The 24,250-nt window shown below is 48.3% G+C and carries 23 protein-coding genes and 1 tRNA gene; 13 read left to right on the forward strand and 11 right to left on the reverse strand.

The features are described 5' to 3' along the window. From ACSHX2_RS02915 to ACSHX2_RS02925, 3 genes are all read left to right on the forward strand, one after another. Nucleotides 1–876: a YicC/YloC family endoribonuclease gene (locus ACSHX2_RS02915; protein WP_435690399.1), complete on the forward strand. Its 876-nt coding sequence runs from the start codon at nt 1–3 to the stop codon at nt 874–876. Nucleotides 877–1,090: 214 nt separating this feature from the next. Beyond that, nucleotides 1,091–2,389 carry a hypothetical protein gene (locus tag ACSHX2_RS02920; protein ID WP_435690401.1) on the forward strand — a complete coding sequence of 433 codons (1,299 nt, stop codon included), beginning with the start codon at nt 1,091–1,093 and terminating at the stop codon, nt 2,387–2,389. Between the two features lie 50 nt (nt 2,390–2,439). Then, nucleotides 2,440–3,675, forward strand: a complete 1,236-nt coding sequence (locus ACSHX2_RS02925) for a DNA polymerase Y family protein (protein WP_435690402.1) — start codon at nt 2,440–2,442, stop codon at nt 3,673–3,675. A 60-nt stretch (nt 3,676–3,735) separates the two neighbouring features. On the opposite strand, the gene ACSHX2_RS02930 is transcribed toward ACSHX2_RS02925, so the two are convergent. Both ACSHX2_RS02930 and ACSHX2_RS02935 read right to left on the reverse strand, forming a co-directional pair. Continuing rightward, entirely contained in the window at nt 3,736–4,989 is a 1,254-nt protein-coding gene (locus ACSHX2_RS02930; protein ID WP_435690404.1) for an FKBP-type peptidyl-prolyl cis-trans isomerase, read from the reverse strand. 45 nt (nt 4,990–5,034) lie between these two features. Beyond that, nucleotides 5,035–5,484 (reverse strand): universal stress protein, encoded by a 450-nt coding sequence (locus ACSHX2_RS02935; RefSeq protein ID WP_435690406.1) that lies wholly within the window; start codon nt 5,482–5,484, stop codon nt 5,035–5,037. Between the two features lie 118 nt (nt 5,485–5,602). On the opposite strand from ACSHX2_RS02935, the gene ruvX reads away from it, so the two are divergent. Next, nucleotides 5,603–6,055 carry a Holliday junction resolvase RuvX gene (gene ruvX, locus ACSHX2_RS02940; RefSeq protein WP_435690408.1) on the forward strand — a complete coding sequence of 151 codons (453 nt, stop codon included), beginning with the start codon at nt 5,603–5,605 and terminating at the stop codon, nt 6,053–6,055. 1 nt (nt 6,056) lies between these two features. Next, complete coding sequence (locus tag ACSHX2_RS02945; RefSeq protein WP_435690410.1) at nt 6,057–6,803, forward strand: MBL fold metallo-hydrolase; 747 nt, start codon at nt 6,057–6,059, stop codon at nt 6,801–6,803. A 160-nt stretch (nt 6,804–6,963) separates the two neighbouring features. On the opposite strand, the gene ACSHX2_RS02950 is transcribed toward ACSHX2_RS02945, so the two are convergent. The 4 genes from ACSHX2_RS02950 to ilvD all read right to left on the reverse strand — a co-directional run bounded on the left by ACSHX2_RS02950 (nt 6,964) and on the right by ilvD (nt 10,989). Then, nucleotides 6,964–8,325: a DEAD/DEAH box helicase gene (locus ACSHX2_RS02950; RefSeq protein ID WP_435690412.1), complete on the reverse strand. Its 1,362-nt coding sequence runs from the start codon at nt 8,323–8,325 to the stop codon at nt 6,964–6,966. Nucleotides 8,326–8,728: 403 nt separating this feature from the next. Continuing rightward, the gene (locus ACSHX2_RS02955) at nt 8,729–8,896 is read right to left on the reverse strand and encodes a hypothetical protein (RefSeq protein ID WP_435690414.1); all 168 of its coding nucleotides are present in this window, start codon (nt 8,894–8,896) and stop codon (nt 8,729–8,731) included. A 60-nt stretch (nt 8,897–8,956) separates the two neighbouring features. Further along, entirely contained in the window at nt 8,957–9,118 is a 162-nt protein-coding gene (locus ACSHX2_RS02960; protein WP_435690416.1) for a hypothetical protein, read from the reverse strand. A gap of 161 nt (nt 9,119–9,279) precedes the next feature. Beyond that, nucleotides 9,280–10,989, reverse strand: coding sequence for a dihydroxy-acid dehydratase (ilvD, locus tag ACSHX2_RS02965; RefSeq protein WP_435690418.1), 1,710 nt, complete (start codon nt 10,987–10,989; stop codon nt 9,280–9,282). 276 nt (nt 10,990–11,265) lie between these two features. Between ilvD and serA the strand changes: the two genes are divergently transcribed. From serA to ACSHX2_RS02980, 3 genes are all read left to right on the forward strand, one after another. Continuing rightward, nucleotides 11,266–12,864 carry a phosphoglycerate dehydrogenase gene (gene serA / locus ACSHX2_RS02970; RefSeq protein WP_435690420.1) on the forward strand — a complete coding sequence of 533 codons (1,599 nt, stop codon included), beginning with the start codon at nt 11,266–11,268 and terminating at the stop codon, nt 12,862–12,864. 87 nt (nt 12,865–12,951) lie between these two features. Further along, nucleotides 12,952–13,026, forward strand: a tRNA-Val gene (locus ACSHX2_RS02975). Nucleotides 13,027–13,147: 121 nt separating this feature from the next. Next, complete coding sequence (locus tag ACSHX2_RS02980; protein ID WP_435690422.1) at nt 13,148–13,813, forward strand: protocatechuate 3,4-dioxygenase; 666 nt, start codon at nt 13,148–13,150, stop codon at nt 13,811–13,813. A gap of 37 nt (nt 13,814–13,850) precedes the next feature. Here the strand turns inward: ACSHX2_RS02980 and ACSHX2_RS02985 are convergent, their stop codons facing one another. Together ACSHX2_RS02985 and ACSHX2_RS02990 are read right to left on the reverse strand one after the other, a co-directional pair. Further along, nucleotides 13,851–14,489: a hypothetical protein gene (locus tag ACSHX2_RS02985; protein ID WP_435690423.1), complete on the reverse strand. Its 639-nt coding sequence runs from the start codon at nt 14,487–14,489 to the stop codon at nt 13,851–13,853. Beyond that, on the reverse strand, nt 14,489–14,914 hold the full coding sequence (locus ACSHX2_RS02990; RefSeq protein ID WP_435690425.1) for a hypothetical protein: 426 nt from the start codon (nt 14,912–14,914) through the stop codon (nt 14,489–14,491). Before ACSHX2_RS02990 ends, ACSHX2_RS02985 begins: the two co-directional genes overlap by 1 nt. Nucleotides 14,915–15,349: 435 nt before the next feature. On the opposite strand from ACSHX2_RS02990, the gene purU reads away from it, so the two are divergent. From purU to ACSHX2_RS03010, 4 genes are all read left to right on the forward strand, one after another. Further along, entirely contained in the window at nt 15,350–16,225 is an 876-nt protein-coding gene (gene purU / locus ACSHX2_RS02995; protein ID WP_435690426.1) for a formyltetrahydrofolate deformylase, read from the forward strand. A gap of 247 nt (nt 16,226–16,472) precedes the next feature. Further along, nucleotides 16,473–17,111: a PEP-CTERM sorting domain-containing protein gene (locus tag ACSHX2_RS03000; protein ID WP_435690428.1), complete on the forward strand. Its 639-nt coding sequence runs from the start codon at nt 16,473–16,475 to the stop codon at nt 17,109–17,111. Nucleotides 17,112–17,346: 235 nt separating this feature from the next. Next, on the forward strand, nt 17,347–18,039 hold the full coding sequence (locus ACSHX2_RS03005) for a hypothetical protein (RefSeq protein ID WP_435690430.1): 693 nt from the start codon (nt 17,347–17,349) through the stop codon (nt 18,037–18,039). A 27-nt stretch (nt 18,040–18,066) separates the two neighbouring features. Beyond that, entirely contained in the window at nt 18,067–19,359 is a 1,293-nt protein-coding gene (locus ACSHX2_RS03010) for a hypothetical protein (protein WP_435690432.1), read from the forward strand. A 214-nt stretch (nt 19,360–19,573) separates the two neighbouring features. On the opposite strand, the gene ACSHX2_RS03015 is transcribed toward ACSHX2_RS03010, so the two are convergent. The 3 genes from ACSHX2_RS03015 to metK all read right to left on the reverse strand — a co-directional run bounded on the left by ACSHX2_RS03015 (nt 19,574) and on the right by metK (nt 23,259). After that, a complete protein-coding gene (locus ACSHX2_RS03015; protein WP_435690433.1) occupies nt 19,574–19,924 on the reverse strand; it encodes a DUF6572 domain-containing protein in 351 nt (116 codons plus the stop codon). 691 nt (nt 19,925–20,615) lie between these two features. Then, nucleotides 20,616–22,046 (reverse strand): adenosylhomocysteinase, encoded by a 1,431-nt coding sequence (ahcY, locus tag ACSHX2_RS03020; RefSeq protein WP_435690435.1) that lies wholly within the window; start codon nt 22,044–22,046, stop codon nt 20,616–20,618. Between the two features lie 34 nt (nt 22,047–22,080). Continuing rightward, nucleotides 22,081–23,259: a methionine adenosyltransferase gene (metK, locus tag ACSHX2_RS03025; RefSeq protein ID WP_435690437.1), complete on the reverse strand. Its 1,179-nt coding sequence runs from the start codon at nt 23,257–23,259 to the stop codon at nt 22,081–22,083. Nucleotides 23,260–23,325: 66 nt separating this feature from the next. On the opposite strand from metK, the gene ACSHX2_RS03030 reads away from it, so the two are divergent. Beyond that, nucleotides 23,326–24,246 (forward strand): ArsR/SmtB family transcription factor, encoded by a 921-nt coding sequence (locus ACSHX2_RS03030; RefSeq protein WP_435690439.1) that lies wholly within the window; start codon nt 23,326–23,328, stop codon nt 24,244–24,246. The last annotated feature ends 4 nt before the right edge of the window (nt 24,247–24,250 follow it).

Here is a 24,250-nt window from a genome sequence, read left to right on the forward strand (position 1 = left end):
ATGAAATCAATGACAGGATTCGGCCGTGCATCGCACGCCACTGAGACACTAATCGCTAATATCGAAGCGAGCTCCGTCAACCGGAAGCAAGGCGAAGTCATCGTCCAGCTTCCTCGTAACTACGCTGAACTCGAGACCTCAATTCGCAAATATGTACTTGCGCATATTTCGCGAGGCCGTGTCAGCATCAGTATCTCACTGGAACAAACAGAATGCGCAATCTCACCGATTTCTGTCGATTCTGCTAAGGCGAAAGCCCTTTCCGAGGCTCTGAAAGAACTCAGTCATCAGATCGGCCACCCGCTCGAAATCACTGCCGCAGACATTTTACGCGTCCCTGACATCATCAAATTCGAAGACAAGAAGGTCGATCTTGACTCAGTACGCGCCGCCATTCAGCCAGCCCTCGTAAATGCGGTCACGAATCTTGTAGAAATGCGCACCCGCGAAGGAGATGATCTTAAGCAGGACACACTAGATCGGCTGGATACTTTAGAAAAAGAAGCCGCGGCGATCGAGCAATACTCACCAGCTGTCATCGCACGCTACCGTGAAAACCTCCACCGTCGACTCCAAGAATCAGATTTAGAGCTCGACCTAAGCGATGAACGCGTGCTCAAGGAAGTTGGCATTTTTGCCGAACGTTGCGACATCAGTGAAGAAATAACGCGCCTGCGTTCTCACTTCTCTAAGTTTAGAGAATACCTCGACGCCTCAGACCCAGTTGGCCGCTCTCTCGATTTCCTCTGCCAGGAAATTAACCGCGAGTTCAACACCATAGGTTCCAAAGCCAATGATGCCACACTAGCTCAGCACGTAGTCACCTCTAAGACTGAGCTAGAGAAAATCCGTGAACAAATCCAAAACGTAGAGTAACTTCACGTTCAACAAACTCACGCATAGTAACAAGGGCCATTCTAGTGATATAACTAGATCGGCCCTTTCTATTTTTAAGCTTAGGACATATTTTGCAGTTTTTTTTTGCAACATCCCTGCAATTTGAGAGTTATACTCTATAGTACACCACTAGAGCTCTATTTTTTGGTGCACCTCTTCGTACCCAAAAACACCAACACTCCTATAAAATACAATGAATGCGAAATGGACACTCCCACTAGCCGGCGCCTGGTTTGTCACTGTTGCCAGTGCCTATTACATAGGTAACAGCCTATCAGACTCTGACACATCAGCTGATGGATCTTCAGAAAACAACAAAGGCTTCCAACGCTCATCTTCCAGTATCAATGGTTCAGCTTCCAATTCTGGTGGACGTGGTTCCGTATCCTCTTCGCGCATTTCATCTCGTTCAGGTGCGGGAAGCGGTGCAGAAGGCATCACTGACATCAGCAGAATTACTGACCCACTCGAACGCTCACGTAAGATGCTCGACTTTATCGAAGGGCTTTCCGCTGATGAATTTGAAGGTGCCCTCGCAGAATTTCGAGCTACTGGCATGGGACGAGAACGTAGAAATGAATACGCCATGCTTCTCAGAGCGTGGGGAAAACTAGATCCTCTAGCCGCACTCGCTTATACCACTTCTAATGACCAAACTGGACGTGGCGGAAGAGGCGGAAGAGGTGGTGGTGGAGACTTTGCATCTCAAGAAGTACTCGCGGCGTGGGCATCTACTAATCCCAATGCAGCACTCCTCTGGGCACGAGAAAACCATGAAGGAGACGACGCTAATGCTTACCTCGTAGGAGTCGTCAAAGGGCTAGTCGGAAGCAATACCACACTTGCTACTCAGATTCTCCAAGAGCTTCCCTACTCAGAAGAGCGCTCGGATGCACTCCGTGATCTTATTCCTTACGTCACTCAGATGGGCACGGCTGAAGCCAGCCAATGGTTGAATACTATCGAAGATGAACGACTCGCTAATGGTGCGGCAGCACGTATCGCAGAGCAGTTCTCACGACAAGACCCTGAAAGTGCCGCAACTTGGGCTCTCACACTAGAGTCTGGTGACGCTAGAAGCCGAGCTATTGACGAAGTCATGGAGACTTGGGCTCGCCGTGATCTAGATCAAGCTCAGACATGGTTAGAATCATTACCAGCTGAAGACCAAGTGAGTGCCAGCCCTGAATTCGTGAGCACACTCGCGCGTCAAGACGCTGTCGCGGCTGCTGACTGGATAGATGCTCAAGCAGATGCTCCGAACTACCAGCGACTTCTCAGAGAATTTGCCGAAGGCGCTACAAATTCCGATCCCGTACTAGCTCTCAACTACGGAAATGAAATAGAGAATGAAGAAAACCGCTCCCGTACCGTCGGACGAGCTCTCTGGTCTCTTTACCGCCAAGACAAAGATAGCGCACGCGCTTGGATCCAGTCGAACCCCGTTCCTGAGAGTCTTTCTAACCATGTAGATAAAATGCTCGATAACTAAACTCACATTTACAGACTCGACAAACATACTCAAATGAACACAATCTGAGTATGTCTTTACTTCCTCTCGCTGCTCTATTTTTAGACTTCGATTCTTACTTTGCGTCCGTAGAGCAGCACTTGCAGCCGCACCTTCGCGGCAGACCTATTGGAGTTGCGCCAGTCATGGCGGAAACCTCCTGCTGTATTGCGGCTAGCTACCAAGCGAAAGAATTTGGAGTAAAGACGGGCACCCCCATTCGTGAGGCTAGGCAACTCTGCCCAAGCATCACCATCGTTCCAGCAAGACCAGAGCTCTACGTCGAATACCATCACAAGCTCGTAGCAGCCATCGAATCCTGTATTCACGTCGAGGCTGTTCTCTCTATCGATGAACTTTGGTGCTGGCTCCCTTACAACTGGCGCGAATCTACATTTCTAGAAGAACTAGGCCAAAATATCAAGATGGCGATCGCGGATCAAGTCAGCCCCATCATCACCTGTACCATCGGTATTGCCTCCAATCGCTGGCTCGCCAAAATGGCATCAAAAATGCGCAAACCAGATGGCATTCTCATCCTTGAACAAAAGAGCCTCCCTGAAGCTCTTTACCCCTTAAAACTCTCAGATCTTACAGGAATTGGCCGCAGTATGGAGCTGCGGCTCCACGCTAGAGGGCTTCATAGTGTCGAACAAATCTGTGCTGCTAGTAGAGAAACACTGCACTCGATCTGGGGCGGGATCGAAGGAGATCGTTTCTGGATGAACCTCCACGGAGTCACCCTGCCCGAGCTGGAAACTACACGCCGCACCATTGGTCACAGCCATGTGCTCCCACCAACCATGCGAAAGCCAGACGCAGCTCTCCCCATCGCCCACAAGCTCACGCAGAAAGCAGCCATCCGTCTGCGCAAGGAAAACCTCCTCGCCGGCGCGCTCCATCTCCAGCTCCGCTACCTACACGATAAACAATCATGGGCAGCTGAAATGAGATTCGAGCACAGTAACGACTCACTCCATTTTTCAAAAGTCCTCCACTCACTATGGAAGAAGCGCCCTTGGCACCAAGCAAAGCTCCTCCAAGTGGGTATGCAGCTGAGCCACCTGTTAGAACAAACCAACTATACACCTTCACTCTTTTCTAGGGAACAACCAGAGCGAGAAAACCTCAACCAAGCGCTCGACTCCATCCGCAGAAAGCACGGTCAGAAATCCATCCATCTCGGCTGCGAGCAAGACGGCATGTCCGCCGCTCCCATGCGTATCTCTTTCACTCACATCCCCGATGTAGAATCCGAGAATCGCTAACATAAAAAAGCCCAACCGCGATTAAGCAGCTGGGCTTTATAAAATTGCTAAAAAATCTCCTTATTGGATCTCAAAAAGCTCAACATCAAAGCAGAGCATTCCAGCAGGAGCTCCTGCTGGTGGGTTTTCACCGTAAGCAAGCTTAGCTGGAATCCAGAAGCGACGCTTCTCACCTTCCACCATGAGCTGCACGCCTTCTGTCCAACCTGGAATCACCTGATTGAGTGGGAAAGAAATAGTCTCACCACGAGCTTCTGAGCTATCGAACATTTGTCCATCTGTAGTCCAGCCGCTGTAGTGTACTTCTACTGTGTCAGTAGCCTTTGGCTTAACCGCGCCAGTACCTTTTTTAAGCACTTTAGAAGCGAGTCCTGAAGCTGTTGTTTCAGCATCTGCAGGAGCTGCAGCTACGTCTTCTGGAGTTTTTGGTGGTTCTGGCATTTTCTGAATGTCGAGAAGCTCAACTTCAAAGGTAAGTTGACCAGATGGAGCACCTGGGCGTTGCGGAGTCTCACCGTATGCGAGCTCACCTGGAATCCAGAAGCGACGCTTCTCACCTTCCACCATCAGTTGCACACCTTCAGTCCAACCTGGAATCACCTGATTGAGGCCAAATGTTGCTGGCTCACCACGAGAAACCGAGCTATCAAAGAGCTTACCGTCTTTTGTCCAGCCACTATAGTGTACTGTTACTTTATCGTTAGCTGCTGGATTTTCAGTTCCTGTTCCTTCTGTAAGAACAACTGAAGCGAGACCTGAATCTGTTGTTTCTGCATTCGCGGGAACTGCACCTACATCTTCAGGAGTTTTTGGCGGCTCAGGAGCCTTCTCAATATCAAAAAGCTCAACATCAAAACAAAGCATGCCACCTGGACGGCCACCACCTGGGCTTTCACCATAGGCTAGTTCTGCGGGAATCCAGAAGCGACGCTTCTCGCCTTCCACCATCAGCTGCAGACCTTCGGTCCACCCCTTGATCACGCGATCGAGTGGGAATGTAGCCTTCTGTCCACGCTCTTCAGAGCTGTCAAAAAGCTTACCGTCTGTTGTCCAGCCGCTATAGTGCACAGTCACGGTATCCCGAGCTGTCGGTTTTTCTGAACCTGTTCCTTTTTTAAGAACCTTCGAAGCTAAGCCTGAAGCCGTCTTTTCTGACTCAGCTGGAGCGGATGCTACATCAGCTGGAGTGCTTACATTTTCTGCCATTACAGTATTGATAGAACCGCAGGTTAACATGGCGCCCATGCCTGCTGCGATAAGTTGTTGTGTACGGGTTTTCTTCACCCCGAGACTCTTCGACAGCAAGCAGCTCATGTCAAGCACCCCCAATAATATGTCGTTAGAATGCCAAGCTTTACTCTAATCAATATCACAAGGAACCACTAATACTGGGACTTTCGCTTGGCGCACAAGTCCACTTGCGACACTCCCCATCAGCACGCTACCGATCGCCGAATGACCATGGGTACCAACCACAATCATGCCTGCATCTATAGCTTGCGCATGCTCCATAATTGCATCCTGTGGTTGACCTTCAAGAATGTCACTTTGAACTTCTATCCCTTGAGCTGTGTACTTACCCTCTACGTCTGCCAGTAATGTCCTAGCTCGGTCTTTTGCGAGTTCTCGGTACTCAAGCATTGCCGGGATTTCTTCAGGATACATTCCGTACATAGTGTACAGCGGAGTATCATCCACCACATGTGCCAGATGAACTTTCCCACCTAAGCCTTTTGCCAAACGCGTGGCAGCCTCTATGACCTTTTCAGAACCCTTTGAGAAATCGACGGCAACAAGCATAGTTTTCATGGGATAAACTCTAGCAGAAAATGGAGAGCAGATACGAGCTATTCTTTTCCGCACTTCTCTGCTAAACCTAAGCCAAGCCACCACGGTTCCATACTTTTTTCTTTCTACTATTTTATCCATGGACGACCAACATCCAGTTCTTGGCATTGACCACGGCGAAGCCCGTATCGGGCTAGCAATCACTGACCCACTAGGCATTCTCGCCCACCCACTCGAGACCCTCCACGTCCAGAAGACTCCTGTTTTCGAACGCATCAATGCACTCATAGCTCAGCGCCAAGTGCAACAAATTGTCATCGGCCTCCCCTTCCGGATGGATGGCTCAGAAGGCACTGCAGCAGAGAAAATTCGAGCCTTCACTGAGGAACTGCGCGAGCACCTCACTGCTCCGCTCCCTATCCATTTTATCGATGAACGACTAACCACCGTCTCCGCAGCTGAAAAGCTCCACGCTGCAGGGAAGAATGCCAAGAAACAGAAAAGCATCATCGACCAAGCCGCGGCGGTAGAAATCCTATCAGACTGGCTCGCGCAACAATCCCCTCCTGTATTCGAAGAACCTCACTGGTAAGATGTTAGAAGACGACTTCAATGACTGCCTCTCGAAAGCAATTCGTGGCCACAGCTGCTCCATTGCTCACTTAGCACAAGCTGCAGGCATCACAGCTGATCGTATCACACGCTGCCTCAACGGCACCGAAGACGCCAGCGTCATCAACTCCATTTCCCCCCATCTCCAACTCAATCCACAACGGTTGTTAGATTTAAAAAACTACAATCCTAAAGCCCCACAGGTACTAGGACTCACTTGCATAGTTAGCCCTTTCGGCTACTTGGGAGTAAACGCGTACATTGTACACCATGGCGATACCACTCTCATTTTCGACACCGGCACAGACAGCGGTGAACTCCACGAACTCGCTCCTCATCCGACAGCCCTTTTCATTACCCACGGTCACCCTGATCATAACCAAGGCTTGAGAGAATTTAGCCATACAAAAGTCTACCAAGCAGCTCATCTTCACCACGGAGATGAACTCAGGTTCGGAACTCTGAAGCTTAAAGTACTCGATGTCTCAGGCCACTATAACCCAGCGAGAGCTTACTTCATCGAAGGGCTCGAAAAACCAATATGTATCATCGGCGACTGTGTTTTCGCAGGCTCAATAGGCAAGTGCGATGGACCTGAGAATTACACAACAGCTCTAGCCAACATCAAAGACCATCTCTGGCCACTGCCTGACGACACTATCCTCTGCCCAGGCCACGGCCCGTTAACGACCGTCCGGCAAGAAAAGTCCAACAATCCCTTCTTCTAGTCAATTTCGCGCGCATTTGGTGCACTTACTCACCGAAAAGATAACTTGCTGCAGTTTAACTCTGACATTCATCTCTGTCAGTAGAGAGCTTAAACCTACCACTAAAAAAGCCATGAAGCTTAACACTTCATGGCTTTTTCTTTATCAGATTAAAATCTTATTATCTATTGTGGCTAGAGCGCTTTTGGCTAGCCATGCCACCCTGACCTCTGCGGCGGCCAGATGCTGACCCACCCTTTTTAGGTGGACCTGAAAAATTCTTATCGCCAGATCTTCCACCTTTATTGCTTGGTGGACCACCGCGATTGTTAGAGCGGTTACCGCGTTGCACAACCTTCTTAGCTGGGCGCTTAGGAGAACGCATTCCAAGACGTGATTCAGGAAGAACTTCCTGGGGAACGAATCCCTCTAACTCGACGCGAGTAATGATTTTCTTAATCAAGTTTTCGATATCTACTAACTGAGGAAATTGTTCCTCACAAACGAGTGAGATCGCTTGTCCAGCTGTACCTGCACGACCTGTGCGACCAATACGGTGCACGTAATCTTCAGGTTGATCTGGCAAATCAAAGTTCACTACTTGCGGCAGCTGATCAATATCGATTCCGCGCGCTGCAATATCAGTAGCGACAAGCACCTGTAGAGCACCTTTTTTAAATCCATCAAGTGCACGTGTACGAGCTCCTTGGCTCTTATCACCATGGATAGCTGATGAAGTAATTCCCTTAGATTCGAGCTGACGTGCCAAGCGATTTGCTCCGTGCTTTGTACGAACGAAAACAAGACACTGTTTCCAGTCGTTTTCTTTAATCAGGCGAATCAACACATTGCCTCTACGAGACTTGTCTACTGAATACAGCATTTGCTCGACAGTTTCAGCCGTCGCATTGCGTGTATTTACAGAGATTTCTACAGGGTTGTTCACAATGCTCTTAGCGAGCTTGCGAATGTCATCGGAAAATGTAGCGGAGAATAAAAGGTTCTGACGCTTCTTAGGTAAGATCGCGATCAGTCTTTTGATCTCGTGAATGAATCCCATATCAAGCATACGATCTGCTTCGTCCAATACGAGCACTTCGAGCTTATTGAATTTCACCGCATTTTGGTTGTAGAGATCCATTAGACGACCAGGAGTAGCTACTAAGATGTCAGCTCCACGACGCAAGCGCGCCATCTGCGGGTTGATTTTTACTCCACCGAATACTACGCAGGAAGTTATATTGAGATGCTTACTATACTTTTCCACGCTCTCAGCAACCTGAGCAGCAAGTTCGCGAGTAGGAGTAAGGATAAGAGCGCGCACTTGATTTGATTGTGTTGGCTGCCCTTGTGAAAGTTTTTCTAACAGCGGCAAGGTAAAGCCTGCTGTTTTGCCGGTGCCTGTTTGGGCAGCGGCCATTACGTCTTTGCCTTCTAGCACTACCGGAATGGCTTGTGCTTGAATAGGTGACGGCGTTGTATACCCTTCTTCAGCAATAGCTTGCTGAATGGGTGGTGAAAGTGCGAGTGAGGAAAATTCCATAATAAAGTTGGGAGGATTTTGTCTAGGACGCGACACTAATCATGCATTGGCGAGAATAGCAACACACGAATAACATTTTCCATTTTAGCGTTTTATCTACACTAAAATCACGATCACGCCTAACAATCCGAATGAATTCCACCAGTGGTAATGAACAAAAATCCCCCGCTGAAATCAACTCAGCGAGGGACAATCTAAGGTTTAATTTTCCTAAGTGAGACTAAAGTTCCGCCTTTTTCACGGATTGAACTTTGATCTTATGCTTAGCTAGCGTGTCTTTGACAGTCTGCTCATCGAGAGCTTTGTCTTCAGACAATTGAATTTCAGTCTCTTTATTCACGTATGCTGAGGCAATCCCTGGTAATTTTTCTAAGGCTACACGAGCCTTATCATTAGTGATTACTCATCCAACACCACTCACCTGAAGCATGTAGGCAGCTTTGGGCACTGCTTGCTCCTGTTCTTCAAGAGAGACAAAATCCACAGGGCCTTTCGCGAAGGCCTCCTTGAGTTTTGCTTCTTCAAGTTTGTGACCGTCTTTCATGAAGACGGTGGTACGAAGACCTGACATTTTGAAGGACTCAACGCCTTCCTGACTTCCAATGGCCGCACGGACCGCTCTGTCAGCGCCTCATCCACCGCCTTTAGCGGTGACAATGAAGACCTTCACTGTCTCATTTTCCGCTGCAGATTCTGCAGCCATATCATTTTGGGTTTCTGCTGTAGCGACCACGGTGGAAAGACCACTGAAGACTGCTACGGAGAAAGCCGCGAGTATATATTTTGCTTTCATAGCCTAGGTAAGATACTCTATTTCGATTTTTATTCCAAAAAAGTATCTTATTTTTTCACCACTGCATTCTAACATTTCACCAGCAGCCCCAGAATATGCGCACAAAAAAGCGCAACCTCTCTCGAAGCTGCGCCTTGGTAATTTCTAAATTCGAAATTCTTTTATAGCCCCGCGTCAGTCACCGCACCTTTAGATGCAGATTCTGTGAGCTTAGCATATTTAGCCAGAACACCACGACGGTAGCGTGGCTCAGGCTGAACCCAAACGGCTTTACGTTCAGCTAGCTCTTCATCACTGAGGTCTACATTGATTTCGTTCTTCTCAGCATCGATCGTGATCACATCACCGTCCTTGAGAAGACCAATAGTTCCACCGACATAGGCTTCTGGTGTAATGTGACCTACCACGAAACCGTGGGAACCACCGGAGAAGCGACCATCTGTGATGAGCGCAACACTGTCACCAAGACCGCGGCCCATGACTGCAGATGTAGGGGCTAGCATTTCGCGCATACCTGGACCACCTTTTGGTCCTTCACGACGCACAACGATCACGTCGCCAGCATTGATCTCACCAGCAAGAATTGCTTTCAATGACTCTTCCTCAGAATCAAAACAACGAGCTTTACCTGTGAAAAGCGTGCCTTCGTTACCTGAAATCTTAGCTACGGAACCTTCAGAAGCGAGGTTACCGTAAAGGATGCGCAGGTGGCTGTCCTTTTTCTTCGGTTTATCGAGAGGGAGAATGATCTTCTGATCTTCAGGGTAGTAGAGGTCTGAGTTCGCTAGGTTCTCAGCCATTGTCTTACCAGTCACTGTCATACAGTCACCGTGAAGAAGGCCTGCCTCTAGAAGTATGCGCATAAGAGGGATTGTCCCACCGATGCGAACAAGATCTGCCATCACATATTTACCAGACGGCTTGAGGTCAGCTACCACAGGAACGCGCTTACCGATTTCAGTAAAGTCATCGATGCTAAGTTCCACGTTCGCTGCATGCGCCATTGCAAGCAAGTGAAGCACTGCATTGGTCGAGCCACCAAGTGCAATCACCACGGTAATCGCATTTTCAAAAGACTTACGCGTCATGATGTCGCTCGGGCGAATCCCCTTGTCGATCATGTTCACTACAGCTGCACCAGCGTCGAAACAATCAATCATCTTGTCGTCGCCCACTGCATTTTGCGCGGAGCTGTTAGGAAGTGACATCCCAAGCGCTTCAATGGCACTGGCCATGGTGTTCGCTGTGTACATACCACCGCAAGAACCTGCACCAGGAATAGCGCAGCTCTCCACTGTTTGGAGCTCACCGTCGTTAAACTCACCACTTGCGTGTTTGCCTACCGCTTCAAACACAGAAACCACATCGAGATCTTTTTTCTCGCCTTTGACTAATGCACAACCAGGAAGAATAGTGCCGCCATAAATGAATACAGCTGGGCGGTTGAGGCGTGAGATCGCGATCATGCAACCAGGCATGTTTTTATCACAACCACCAACGGCAACGAGTCCGTCCATGCCTTCTCCACCAACTACGGTCTCAATAGAATCAGCAATCACTTCGCGAGAAACGAGCGAGTACTTCATCCCTTCTGTACCCATGGAAATACCATCAGATACAGTGATAGAGCCAAAAGTAAGCGCCTTACCACCTGCTGCATTCGCACCATTAGATGCTTCAGCTGCGAGTTTATCGAGGTGGATATTACAAGGCGTCACTTCACTCCAGAGGGAAGCGATCGCTACCTGTGGCTTTTCAAAATCTTCTTCATCAAAACCTACTGCGTAAAGCATCGCGCGACTAGGTGCGCGGTCATCACCATCCACTACCTGTGAGGAAAACGGACGGCGGTTATTTTCATATGGATTCATAATCGTACTGCGTAAAAATTCGAGTGCGTGAATCTCGTTTATTCAAGTCAGGAGGTCAAGCATAGGGAATAGAAGCTGACAGTTTATCCACACATTGGCAGGTGAATTGTTTCATCAGAGCTAAGCTCTTTTCCATTTCCACACTGATCTCATTCACATTTTAGGCGCTTAAAATACTCGCTGGCGACTTATCTGCGCGTGTATGTCACAAAAAGTTCGCCATGCTGACACGCAGGGACTTTGACAAACCCCACTCTCAAACCTACACCTCTGCGTATGTCCACCAAGCGCATTCTCGTATCCGACCCGATTTCTGAAATCGGTGTAGCCGCAATGACCGAGCACCCTGACCTCCAAGTGGATGTCAACACAGGTCTTACTCCTGAAGCTCTCCTTGAAATCATCGGCGACTACGATGGTCTCGTTATCCGTTCCCAAACTAAAGTAACTCGCGAAGTTCTCGAAGCTGCGAAGAAGCTCAAGGTCATCGGTCGTGCGGGTGTAGGCGTAGACAACGTCGACCGCGACGCAGCTACTGACCACGGCGTGATCGTAATGAACACACCTACTGGTAACACTATTTCCACAGCTGAACTCGCATTCACACTCATGCTCTCCGCTGCACGTAACATCGGTCCAGGTCACGCAGGCGTTCTCGCGGGTGACTTCCCAGCTGCACGTAAAGCATTCAAAGGTATCGAAATCTACCAGAAGCGCCTCGCCGTGATCGGCATGGGCCGCATCGGTACTGAGTTCGTTAAGCGCGCTCAAGCATTCGGCATGACTGTGGCAGCATTCGACCCATTCCTCACACAAGCTCGCGCGGACCAACTCAAAGTTGAACTCGCTGAGTCTCCAGACGCAGCTCTTAAAGGTGCAGACTTCGTGACACTTCACGTGCCAATGACTCCAGACACCAAGCACATCATCAATGCTGACCGTCTCGCCCTCATGAACAAAGGCGCTATCGTCGTCAACTGTGCACGTGGTGGACTCATCGACGAGCCAGCACTCCGCGCAGCGATCGACTCCGGTCACATCGCAGGTTGTGGTCTCGACGTATTCGAAGACGAGCCACCAGCAGCAGATCACATCCTTTTCGACCTTCCTAAGCACATTGCTTTCACACCACACCTTGGTGCTTCCACTAACGAAGCTCAGGAAAATGTGGGTATCCAGGTGGCTGAACAGCTCCGCGATTTCCTCACCACTGGTGAAATCCGCAATGCGATCAACATGCCGTCCCTCGACGCTGCAGCGCTCGAAGACATCGGCGACTACCTCGGCCTAGCTAAATCCCTTGGTAAGTTCCTCGCGAAACTCGGACCTGCGAACCCAGACTCCATCCGCGTTTCCTACCACGGCGAAATTGCTGACAAGGACACACCACTCGTATCCCGCACAGTGCTCCACGGTTTCCTCGCATCTTCCCGCGAAGACGTAAACATCGTCAACTGCCCAGCTATCGCTAAAGAACTCGGCCTTGAGCTCACTGAAACCACAATCAATGCTTCTACTGAGTACTCTGAACTCATCGTAGTTGAACTGAAAAAAGGCGACCAGAAGTTCCGTCTCGCTGGTTCAATCATAGGCAAGTCCCCACGCATCGTGGAAATCGACAAGCTCTACGTCGACACTAACATCGAAGGTAACTTCCTCATCGTCAAAAATGATGACCGCCCAGGCATCGTTGGTCTCGTCGGCACAGCACTCGCTAAACACGGCCTTAACATCGCGAACCTCTCACTTGCTCGTAACAAGACTGAAGGAAATGCGCTCAGCGTCATCGAGCTCGACTCCCCAGCTACTGAAGAGCTTCTTGCTGAGCTCACTTCTGCAGCTGGAGTTCTCTCAGTAAAAGCTATCGAGATTTAAGACAAAAAAATGCTTGCAAGCTTCTGGCTAGAACTCTAGTTTCCCGCCCGCAGCACGAGCCCTTAAAAAGCTCAGCAAGCAACAAAAGCGCGATTAGCTCAGTGGTAGAGCAATGCCTTGACATGGCAGAGGTCACAAGTTCAAATCTTGTATTGCGCACCATTTTACCGAGGGTCTTTGAGTAACATCAAAGGCCCTCTTTTTTGTCCCTGTTCACGTCCTTTACACACTCTTTACAGTTTCCTACTTGGTCTCTTTCAGTGCTGGGATAGAGTGAAGAACTATGAACCCCATCAATCGTCGTGAAGCGCTCAAGACCACTCTTATTGGCTCTGCCGCTAGCTTAATAGCTCTCACGAAAAGTGATGCAGCATTTCAGCCGACACCACCCGAGATCGAGGGCCCATTCTATCCCGTCGCTCAGCAAAAGGATAAGGACTTCGACCTCACGCTTATCGATGGCCACCAAGAAAAAGCAAAAGGCAAGGTGATACACATATCGGGCAAAGTCATCGATACAACAGGTCAACCCATTGAAGACGCCATGGTCGAGCTCTGGCAAGCCAATGCCGCAGGTCGCTACGCCCACCCGCGCGACACCAGCACATCACCACTTGATCCAAATTTTCAAGGATGGTCGATCGTGCCTTCAGGTAAAGAAGGTGAGTTCACATTCAAAACCATCAAACCTGGTGCCTACAAAGTGGCCAATGATTGGACACGCCCACCACATCTCCACTTTAAAGTCACCAAGCCAGGATACCAACCACTCACCACCCAGATGTATTTCCCAGAGGACACGGAGCTCCTAAGCACTGATGGTCTCTTCCAGCGTAAACCGCCCGAGCAACAAAAGCTGATGGTCTCAAAAAGTGACAAAGCAGGGCTCTATCGCTACCAAATCATTCTCGCTAAAATAGACGAAGGCCAATCGCCTCAGCACGAATAGAAAGGCCGTTTAGTTAACTGTGCCACCACCGTCAACTTTATCGCTTACCGGTCCGTGTCGCCGGGAACTGTAACTCAGGCTTTGGCATCCCAGAGAAACGCAGACCAGTATCGCCAGCATCCTGATCATGTGATAAATCCACTATCGCTACCGGAGTATGCAATAAGTCCATCGCCCACGCCTCTGTACCCCAGCGCTCTAGTATTCCTTTCGTATCAGAAGTGGGCGCTACCGCAAAAAACAGTTGGAGGTTAAAACCAAAGCCTACATTCTCCTGCCAATTTGCGGCTCCAATCGCTTTCACTTGGTCATCGGCAGAGAATTCGATAAGCAGAGCATACCTTCCAGCACCCGTCTGCCCGGCACCTACTTTAAAAAGTGAATATCCTGGAACTGAAAATCCAATTTGGCGCTCCGTCACATTTCGGTATTCGTAACCAAAAACATACTGGCCCCCATCGAGCACGCCAAACTTATGCGGAGGGCCGAATCGTTCAAGAGTTTCGGCACGGTCCTTAACAACATGCAGCTCCTGTTTTTGAACTGAGCCGCTCTGGTCAAGTTGCGCTATTTCGCCTGCTAAACTCTCTTGCTCGACCCGATGTTCGATCATTGTGCAGCTTGTCCAAAGACAGATGCTCAGAGCTGAACAGATCGTTGCGAATCTCTCCATCATTATTCCTGAGGAGCTCCTGATGCTGAAGCCTCACTTACCGCCATATCGCTCAACACTCCCTGTTTATTGAAGAAGAATATCGCTCTATCATATTCAGCGGAAACTCGCACATTGTTGAATACGATCAAAACCAGACCTTTGACCTGCATGTTTTCTCGAAGGTAATAAAAGACAGTTTCATCCCCTAGCGAGACGACTTGAGATGGCGGACCTAGTTCTTTGAGTATTTGGCTTTTCGATGTTTCCCCGACCTTCCAGTCTCCACCAACTTCGTTGCTTGCAGCAGAACTCCAGCGTTTTTCAACACCCCTCTCACTACTAGCGCTGACACAAGAAAGTGACACCCCAATACAAGCTAGCGAAAGACTTCCGAAGATGACAAGTCGAACCTTCTGCATGAATAAGGGAAATTGAACGGTGAACATTGTTAGCAAATTATTTGCCTTTGCCACGACCGTCAACCGCTATACTTGATTCCGCAGAAATCTGTGAGCCTTCCTTGCTCTAATCGAGCATCAACAGATCTATTCAGAGCAATCCAACAAGCTCAGAACTCACAAAAAAGCCGCCTCGAACCTCTCCGAGACGGCTTATCCTACACAATGAAAACATGAGAAATGCACTAACATTTGCTACATGCTTTTAATACGCAGCAAGCATCTGTATTTATCATCTTTCTTACCTTTTTTTCATTCACCCCAAATACACCACCCTCTCAGTTGCTCCTCAGCTCAGTTAAAATACACACACTCGACTACTCCATTTAGCGTACCCACACTCCAGGCATTCGCTAGATCCAGGAGAATTCGTGGTAAAAAACCCGCATTTTGCCGCGAGATGGCTCAATCCGCCATTGACCAATGCCTACAGTGAATCCACAAATGCGCATGCTCACTCTGAAACTCTCCTGCCCTGACCAACACGGGATCGTTGCGAAGATCGCCAGCTATGTCGCGTCACATAATGGCAACCTTCTAGAGTTCAACCAATTCACCAACAGCATCGGCAACAAGTTCTTTGCCCGACTCGAAATCGACACAGCGGAACTCGCTGTCGAACTCGACTCATTTATCCAAGGTTTCAGTGTGCTAGGTGAGGCACTTCAGGCTGACTGGCATTTCCGCCAAACGCCCTTCAAGCTCCGCACTGCCATCCTCGTTACTAAGACCACTCACTGTCTCAACGAAATCCTCTGGCGCGTCAGCGAAAGCGATCTCCCGCTAGAAATCACCTCCATCATCGGCAACCGTGACCACTGCAAAGCCATCGCAGAAAAGGAAGGCATTCCCTTTCACCAAATCGATATGGATGGCGACCTGAAAGAGCAAGGCTTCCAACAGATCGCACAAATCCTGCGCGACGAAAACGTCCAGCTTAGTATTCTCGCTCGCTTCATGCAAATTCTGCCAAACTGGTTCTGTGAGGAATTCTCAGGTAAGCTCATCAATATCCACCACTCCTTCCTCCCCGCCTTCATCGGAGCCAACCCCTACCGCCAAGCCTACGACCGCGGAGTCAAACTCATCGGCGCTACTTGCCACTACGTCACTGGTGACCTCGATGCCGGCCCGATTATAGAACAAGAAGTAAAGCGCGTGCTCCACTCCCATTCACCCGCTGACCTCATGCGCCTCGGCCGCGACTGCGAACGCATTGCCCTTGCCCGCGGCATCCGCTACCACGTCTACGACCGCACCATCATCGATGGCAACCGCGCCATCGTCTTCGAGGATTAGATCAGTCATCACAGAAACCTCCGGAAATATACACGAGACTCGCTTACGCCTCATGTATACGTAAGGCTTCAGTAGTCTTGCGAAACATGAAAGCCCCCGATTCTAACAGTTTAATTTGACCTACCTATCTAAAATGACTTATAGAGATGGCGGAGATTAAGAGCTCTAATATTTTTCATTATATATAATATTGAAGAGTGTGACTTGCCTATCTCTACTCAGAAAACCAGCTACTAAATAATCCAAAATGATCATTCCAAAGAGAAGCCTTATCATACCTGCACTTATATTGATTTCAGCAAGTGCTGCTAAAGCGACCATAGTCACCTATGAATTTGTTGGTGAGGTCAATGGAATGAATCAATTTTCCAACATTTTACAAGGAGTCGGAATCGGCAGCTCAGTATTTGGAACATTCACTATCGATTATGGAATTTCCGACACCTCTTCTAATACTGAATTAGGGACCTACGATTCCTCTAATTTCACATTAGATATATCTATTGGTAACCACAATTTTTCCTCGCTAGAAAATGCAACCAACACTGTTAACGTAACCACTGGAAATTCAGAGGATTTTGTAGTAATGCTACTTTCTCCAGAGCCCTCAGACGATCTATCTATTTTTCACTTTACATTCTATGACCCAAATGGCCTGACTCTAGAATCTGACAGTATTCCAGAAAGTTCTGAGGTATTCGAATCATTCCCTTCAGTAGATTTATTTCTTTCTTCCAGTTCTTCATCAGATTTTGGTCACTACATTTTTGATTTATCAATAGAAGCAACTGAACCAGTTAGCGTCCCTGAACCAGCTCAATCTATGCTCTTAAGTATTGGCTGCATCATAGGTATATATAGACGCAAAAGGGTTTGCCCATCCTAATTTCGTCTCTTAGACAATCCAATAGGATTTAAATCAATCGTGATATAATCTTTCGATGCGTAAATTAGTGGCACACCCTAGTTAAGGCTCCCTCCGCCAAACTTATTAAGAATACACTCGAAAGCAGCTCGCTCACCTAAGTCTGCGGATCATTCAGCTATTTGTGACTGGCGGTCGAGCCAATTTAAAAACCTCAACGAGGTTTCCTCTCCCAGCCCAGCATGGCGTAAGCCAAATGCTGGGTGAACAGCCCTTTCTAGAATACGAAGTCTGTAGGACTTCCGTCTTAGACGGCTGGTTTCTCCTCCATCTTCCTTCTCGCCAGGCTAATGCACTTTTGTTAGATTCCCTCCTGATGAAAAAGCTCCTCGTTCTCATACTCGCTTCTAGCAGCCTCAGCTTTGCCGACACCAAGGAAGAAATCACTCAGATTCGTCAGCACTACAACAAGATCGAATCAGCCAAGGGTCTCAAAGTCACAGAAATTCGCACCGATGAAGACTTCGCGCCAAATTTAGGCAGCATCAAGCGCTACACAAATAGTGCTGGAATCGTGGTGAAACAAACTACCGAATGGGGTGGTGACCACGGAGGAGTCAGCCGCACCGCCTACTTTCTCAATGGCGAAATCTTCTTCATTTTCTCTAGTATGAGTTCATGGCAATTCGATCCTAGCTCAGATCCAGAAAACCCAAGCACTATCGAAACCCTCCGCGAGGAACGTCATTACTATGTCGACGGCAAGTGCATCAGAGCTCTCGAAAAAGAAGGTTCATCACCCGACTACGAGGATGCTCTGACACAACTCAAAGCTCAGGCCAATAAAGAAGTCGAAGACCCGCAAGACGCCTCCGCCCACCTCAAAGAGGCCTACGCCATGCTAAAAATTAGTAGCCGCAAAGAGCTCGAAGCTCATATGAGCTTATAACTCTCATTAGTCCTTGTTCAACTCAACATGCGTCACCTCAAACTCCTTCTCATAGCCTTAGCTCTAGTCCTTTTGTGGCTAATCATCAAAAGCCCTTCAAACGAATTGGCTGAGGAAGCTGAGGCTGAGCAACTCACTCAGCGTAAAAGATCCCATCTCCAAACGACTCACCGGAGCACTTCTTCGCTCACTTCAGCTGGCCAACATAAAGTCCTCTATACTCCAGCCAATGGCATTCCGCTTGAGCACAAGGCTGAGCATCTTGTTGATTTTCATCTGCAAGAAATTGAATTTATCGATGACAGCCTAGAGCAAGCCGTCGCCAAGCTTCTCTACAACTACGAAACAATCTGCCTCCGCACGGGGGAAAAGCCGATTGCCTTCAATCTGCATATTGAAGGGGAACCCATTGGAAATATCACCTTCAAGTGGGGTGGAAGTTTTAAGGGATTGCTCCAAGACCTAGCTTTAATGGCTGGAATGGACCTTCATCTCGATGAGGATATTATCACATTCACTGAACCTGAAGACACAAGTGACCAACCTAAAACCACTCAGTCATTTGCTGTCCCTCCTGACTTTCCTTGGCTTCTACCGTCCTCACATTTAAGCCATGAGAAAATGACTCCTAACCAAGCGATGCAACTTCTGGCTAAACAACTACGCTTTGGACCTGAGTCAAAACTCTGGTTTTCTCGACCCCGTAGCGCCCTAACTGTACGGTCAGATCAAACTAAGCTCAACAAAGTCGCTGATCTAGTAGATAGAGTTAGATCTATAATACCCATACAGTCTAAAATTAAAACAACGCTTTATTCGGTACCCAAAACTGCATTCGATACAGAAACCACGCCACATCAATCTTCGTTCACCGAAGAGGAATTTCACACCTACCTCGATACAGCTCCAGACTACTTAGAGTCAGATCTTCATACATTAGTTGTGCGCTATAATGAAGGCACCCAACTCGAACTGATTCGAGAAACAGGTGCGGAATCAGAGGATTGGGGTGGTCTACGAATAAATTACAACCCATCTAAAATTGGCTTTAGGAACCATCTAAAAGTTGAATACGAGCAACGCCCTCTCGATAATCCAGGATTTATCAAAATCTCAATTGACCAAGAAGTCAAAGTATCGAAAGAATCCTTCATTAAAAATAACGAACCCACTTTCTTGAAAACACATGAAAGCGAAGGATACACTTACTATATTGGTGTCTTTGCCTCTGAAATAGATGCCACTGGTGCAGCCATGCCAGTCTCTGATCCTAGCGACCGCCCTCCTAGTGAAGAGGAAATCATCTGGGAGAATAAGTAAAAAGGCCGCCTCTAACGAGACGACCCTTACCTACACAAAATTGACATTAACAGGAGGTGTAAACTCCTTACATATGAATAACTACATACAAAGAGCGCCACCCTTTTAGTTCTTTGTCTAAGTTGTGTGATTTTTTCAGAAAAAATTTAAAGCTCCCAAAATTCTGGGGCGCTAATGGCTCTCTAGAGCTCTAGTTCGACCCAGAACTACTCGCTTAGATTTCATCAGGAATGATGAAATCCGCGTTGTCTATGATGACCGAGAACCGGAACCCCGCTTTCTGAATCGCATTTCTGGCAAACCGAAGGAACCTTAAATCATCCTCTTCCACCGGCGTGTACTTACAGCTAATAGAAATCTCAATTTCTTGCTCTCTAGCTTCAGGACGAGAAGCGTAGATTTCCCCCGATTCGATAAAAGACAGGTAGTTATTTAGCTTCTCTTGCAGCGCTAAAACATGTGCATGGCTGTTCCATTCTAAGTGATCTGCAATGTGCGCGACGCAGCAACTCCCGTCACTATTGGTTGAGAGATGGTCGATAATTCCTGGGTGATCAATACTCATAGTTTTAAAGTCGGACAAAGAGGTGATACCAGCCTCTCCAAGAGAGTCTAGCACTTCTAATAGCCGTTTCTAAATCAACTTTGGAGTATACCCAACACAAGCTTAGAAGACCTAGCCTAAGATAATTTCCAGCCGGCCATTGCACATATTCGTGATCAACTGATCAGGCTTCTTAGAAAGTAAAAGGCCGCCTCTCCCGAGACGGCCATTACCTACACAAAATTGACATTAACAAGAGGTGTAAACTCCTTACATATGAATAACTACATAGAAAGAGCGCCACCCTTTTCTCCCTTTGTCTAAGTTGTGTGATTTTTTCAGAAAAAATTTAAAGCAGCGAAAAACCCGAGGCTTGGATGAGATTCTACAGCTCTATTGCATTCTGACGGCCAAAGCTCTTTCCCACACAAGTGAAAAGGCCGTCTCTTACGAGACGGCCCTTACCTACACAAAATTGACATTAACAGGGGGTGTAAACTCCTTACATATGAATAACTACATACAAAGAGCGCCACCCTTTTGCCCCTTTGTCTAAGTTGTGCTCTTTTTTTAGAAAAAAATTAAAACAAAAAAAGCGCTGTCCCGAACGAACGGAACAGCACTGAAATTTTAAGTGATCAAAGCGAAGGGAAGTGACTTGCACTTCACACTTTTGGCTCATTACTTTTGACTTCCGAAACTGCGTTTCAGATTAGTAACGATAGGTCTCAGGCTTGAATGGCCCTTCAACAGGAACGTTGATGTAGTCAGCTTGATCCTGTGATAGTGTTGTAAGCTTCGCACCAATCTTGTTGAGGTGGAGACGCGCTACTTCTTCATCAAGATGCTTAGGAAGTACTTTCACTTCGCCTGCCTTGTAGGACTCCTTGTTCTTCCAGAGATCGATCTGAGCGAGCGTCTGGTTTGCGAAAGAGTTAGACATCACGAAGGATGGGTGACCTGTAGCGCAACCGAGGTTCACGAGACGACCTTCAGCGAGCATGTAGAGGCTGTTGCCTGTTGGGAACGTGTACTTATCAACCTGTGGCTTGATGTTGAGTATTTCGACACCAGGAGCATTATTGAGTTTATCGAGTTGGATCTCATTATCGAAGTGACCGATGTTACAGACGATTGCCTGATCCTTCATCTTCTCCATGTGCTCGAGTCGGATAATGTTATAGTTACCAGTCGTGGTCACATAAATGTCACCCCAGCCAAGTGTGTCTTCTACTGTGAGAACGCGGAAGCCTTCCATCGCAGCCTGAAGAGCACAGATTGGGTCGACCTCAGTCACCACTACCTGAGCACCTTGAGCGCGAAGTGCCTGAGCACAGCCCTTACCCACATCACCGTAACCACAGACCACTCCGACTTTACCTGAGATCATTACGTCAGTTGCACGCTTGATACCGTCGACTAATGACTCACGGCAACCGTAGAGGTTGTCGAACTTGGACTTCGTTACGGAGTCGTTCACGTTGATAGCTGGAACAAGAAGCTTTCCTTCTTTAGCCATCTGAATGAGACGGTGCACACCAGTGGTTGTTTCTTCAGAAACGCCCTTCCAGTCAGCGATAAGCTTCGCGAAAATACCAGGCTGCTCAGCGTGAACCTTCTTGAGGAGGTTCTTGATAACTTGCTCTTCTTCAGAACCGGCCGGCTCGTTGATCCAGTCTGAGCCATTTTCTAGCTCGTATCCTTTATGGATGAAAAGTGTCGCGTCGCCACCGTCATCAACGATGAGTTCAGGACCTTGTCCTTCTGGGCTAAGAATTGCGTTCCATGTGCAGTCCCAGTACTCTTCAAGTGTCTCGCCCTTCCAAGCGAACACGGGAACACCTGTCTCAGCAATAGCTGCTGCTGCGTGATCTTGTGTTGAGAAAATGTTGCATGAGCACCAGCGTACGTCAGCTCCAAGATCTACAAGAGTCTCGATGAGTACAGCTGTCTGGATAGTCATGTGAAGCGACCCCATGATGCGTACATCTTGAAGTGGCTTTTCCGCGGAATATTTTTCACGGATCGCCATGAGACCAGGCATTTCGTGTTCAGCAATATCAATTTCCTTACGACCGAATCCGGCAAGGCTAATGTCAGCGATTTTGTAGTCGCTTGTTTTTTCGAGTGTTGAAGTGGACATAATGTTTTTTGTTCGTTGTAAAAAGTGATCAGATTTACCCAATTATCGCCTTCAGCGCATCGACTTTATCCGTCTTCTCCCAAGTAAGAGCATCCAGATTATCTTCACGGCCGAAGTGACCATAGTTGGTTGTGTGTTTGTAAATTGGGCGGAGGAGGTTGAGCTGGCTGATGATGTCAGCAGGCTTGAAGGAGAAGACTTCCTTCACTGCATTCTCGATCACGACCTCATCAACCTTGCTTGTGCCAAAGGTGTTCACGCTAATGGAAACTGGATGTGGATGACCGATTGCATATGCGACCTGAAGTTCAGCGCGATCAGCAAGGCCTGCTGCTACGATGTTCTTAGCGGCCCAGCGACACATGTAAGCTGCAGAGCGGTCTACCTTAGATGGATCTTTTCCGGAGAAAGCACCACCGCCGTGACGACCAGATCCACCGTAGGTATCCACGATAATCTTACGTCCAGTGAGGCCAGCGTCCCCTTCAGGCCCACCAATAATGAATAGGCCAGTTGGATTAATGAGAAGCTCGGTGTCGTCGGTGAGCAAGTTCGCAGGGATCACTTTTTCAATGAGATCCTTTTGAAGTGTCTCACGGATCTCAGGAGTCGTGATGTCTGCTGAGTGCATGGTGGAAACGACCACTGCAGTCACGCGCGTTGGCTTACCGTCGACATATTCCATGGAGACCTGCGTCTTGGAGTCGGGACGAAGCCAGGCGTGCTGCCCAGATTTACGCAGTGATGTGAGTTCACGGCCAAGCTTGTGTGAGTAGCTGATAGGAGCTGGCATGAACTCTGGAGTTTCATTGCAGGCATAACCGAACATGATCCCCTGATCTCCGGCGCCTTGTTCCTCAGTCGTCTTGTCTTCGAAACCGCCTTCATCCACACCCTGTGCAATGTCTGGTGACTGCTGGCCAATCAGGTTCACGAAGAAAAAGCTGTTCGCGTTGAACTTGCAGTCATCGTGCACGTAACCAATCTCACGGATCGCTTTTTCGATCAATGAACGGCTATCGAAATCAGCATGGGTGGTGATCTCGCCAGCGAGGCCCACTACATTGTCTTTAACGAAAGTTTCACAGGCCACACGGCTGTTCACGTCCTGCTCAAGGCAAGCGTCTAGAATAGTATCCGAAATGGTGTCACAGACCTTGTCTGGGTGACCTTCAGTGACGGACTCGGAAGAAAAAATGAAAGGACGGCTCATAAAATTTTATGGTTGCATCAACAAATCTTGATGTGTTGATGTGAAGTAGATATAAACGCTTTCCCGATGCCGTCAAATTTAATTTCACTCAAGCTACTTGCCGACTCCACACGCCTGCGCATTCTCATGCTTTTAGCGCACGAAGAACTCAGTGTGGCTGAACTTCAGAGTATCCTGGGCATGGGGCAGAGCCGAATTTCCACTCAGCTAGCAAAGCTTAAAGAAAACACTCTCGTGACGGATCGTCGTGTGGGAAAAAATATTCTTTATTCTGTATGTGCATCTGACGCCTTGCTCGAGGTCGCCCGCTTTGCGGCTGAAGACATTGAAGAAATCTCTACCGACCGAGCAGCCCTACGCTTAGCTCTAAGAAAACGACAAGATCGAGCGCGCGCTTACTTTGATGAACTCGCCGGCAAGTTTGGCCGGCAATATGTACCTGGCCGCTCATGGAAGGGGCTCGCCGAAGCATTCCTAAAAATCCTCAACTACGAAGTCGTCGCTGATCTTGGCGCTGGAGAAGGCACACTCTCCCAGCTCCTAGCCCAGCGTGCAAAGAAAGTGATCGCCGTCGATAACTCCCAAAAGATGGTCGAGTTCGGTCAGCAGCTGGCAAAAGAACACAAGCTACCAAATCTTGAGTACCGACTCGGCGACATAGAAAAACCTCCTATTGACCCAGGCAGCGTCGATCTCGCCATTTTTTCCCAAGCACTCCACCATGCTGAACAGCCTCAGCGCGCGCTTGAACAAGCTTTCGCCATCCTCAAGCCTGGCGGCACTCTCGTCATTCTCGACCTACTCCAGCATAATTTCGAGCAAGCACGCGAAATGTACTACGACACATGGCTAGGGTTTTCAGAGCTTTCCATCATCCAGATGTTAGAGGATACTGGCTTTGAAAACTGTGAAACGGCAATCGTTGATAAAGAAGACGAGCCACCACATTTTCAAACATTGCTTGCCACTGCGCGCAAGCCAGTTTAACTCC

Origin of the sequence: Rubritalea sp., from assembly GCF_051252225.1 — a bacterium.
In the GTDB taxonomy this organism is placed as follows: domain Bacteria; phylum Verrucomicrobiota; class Verrucomicrobiia; order Verrucomicrobiales; family Akkermansiaceae; genus Rubritalea.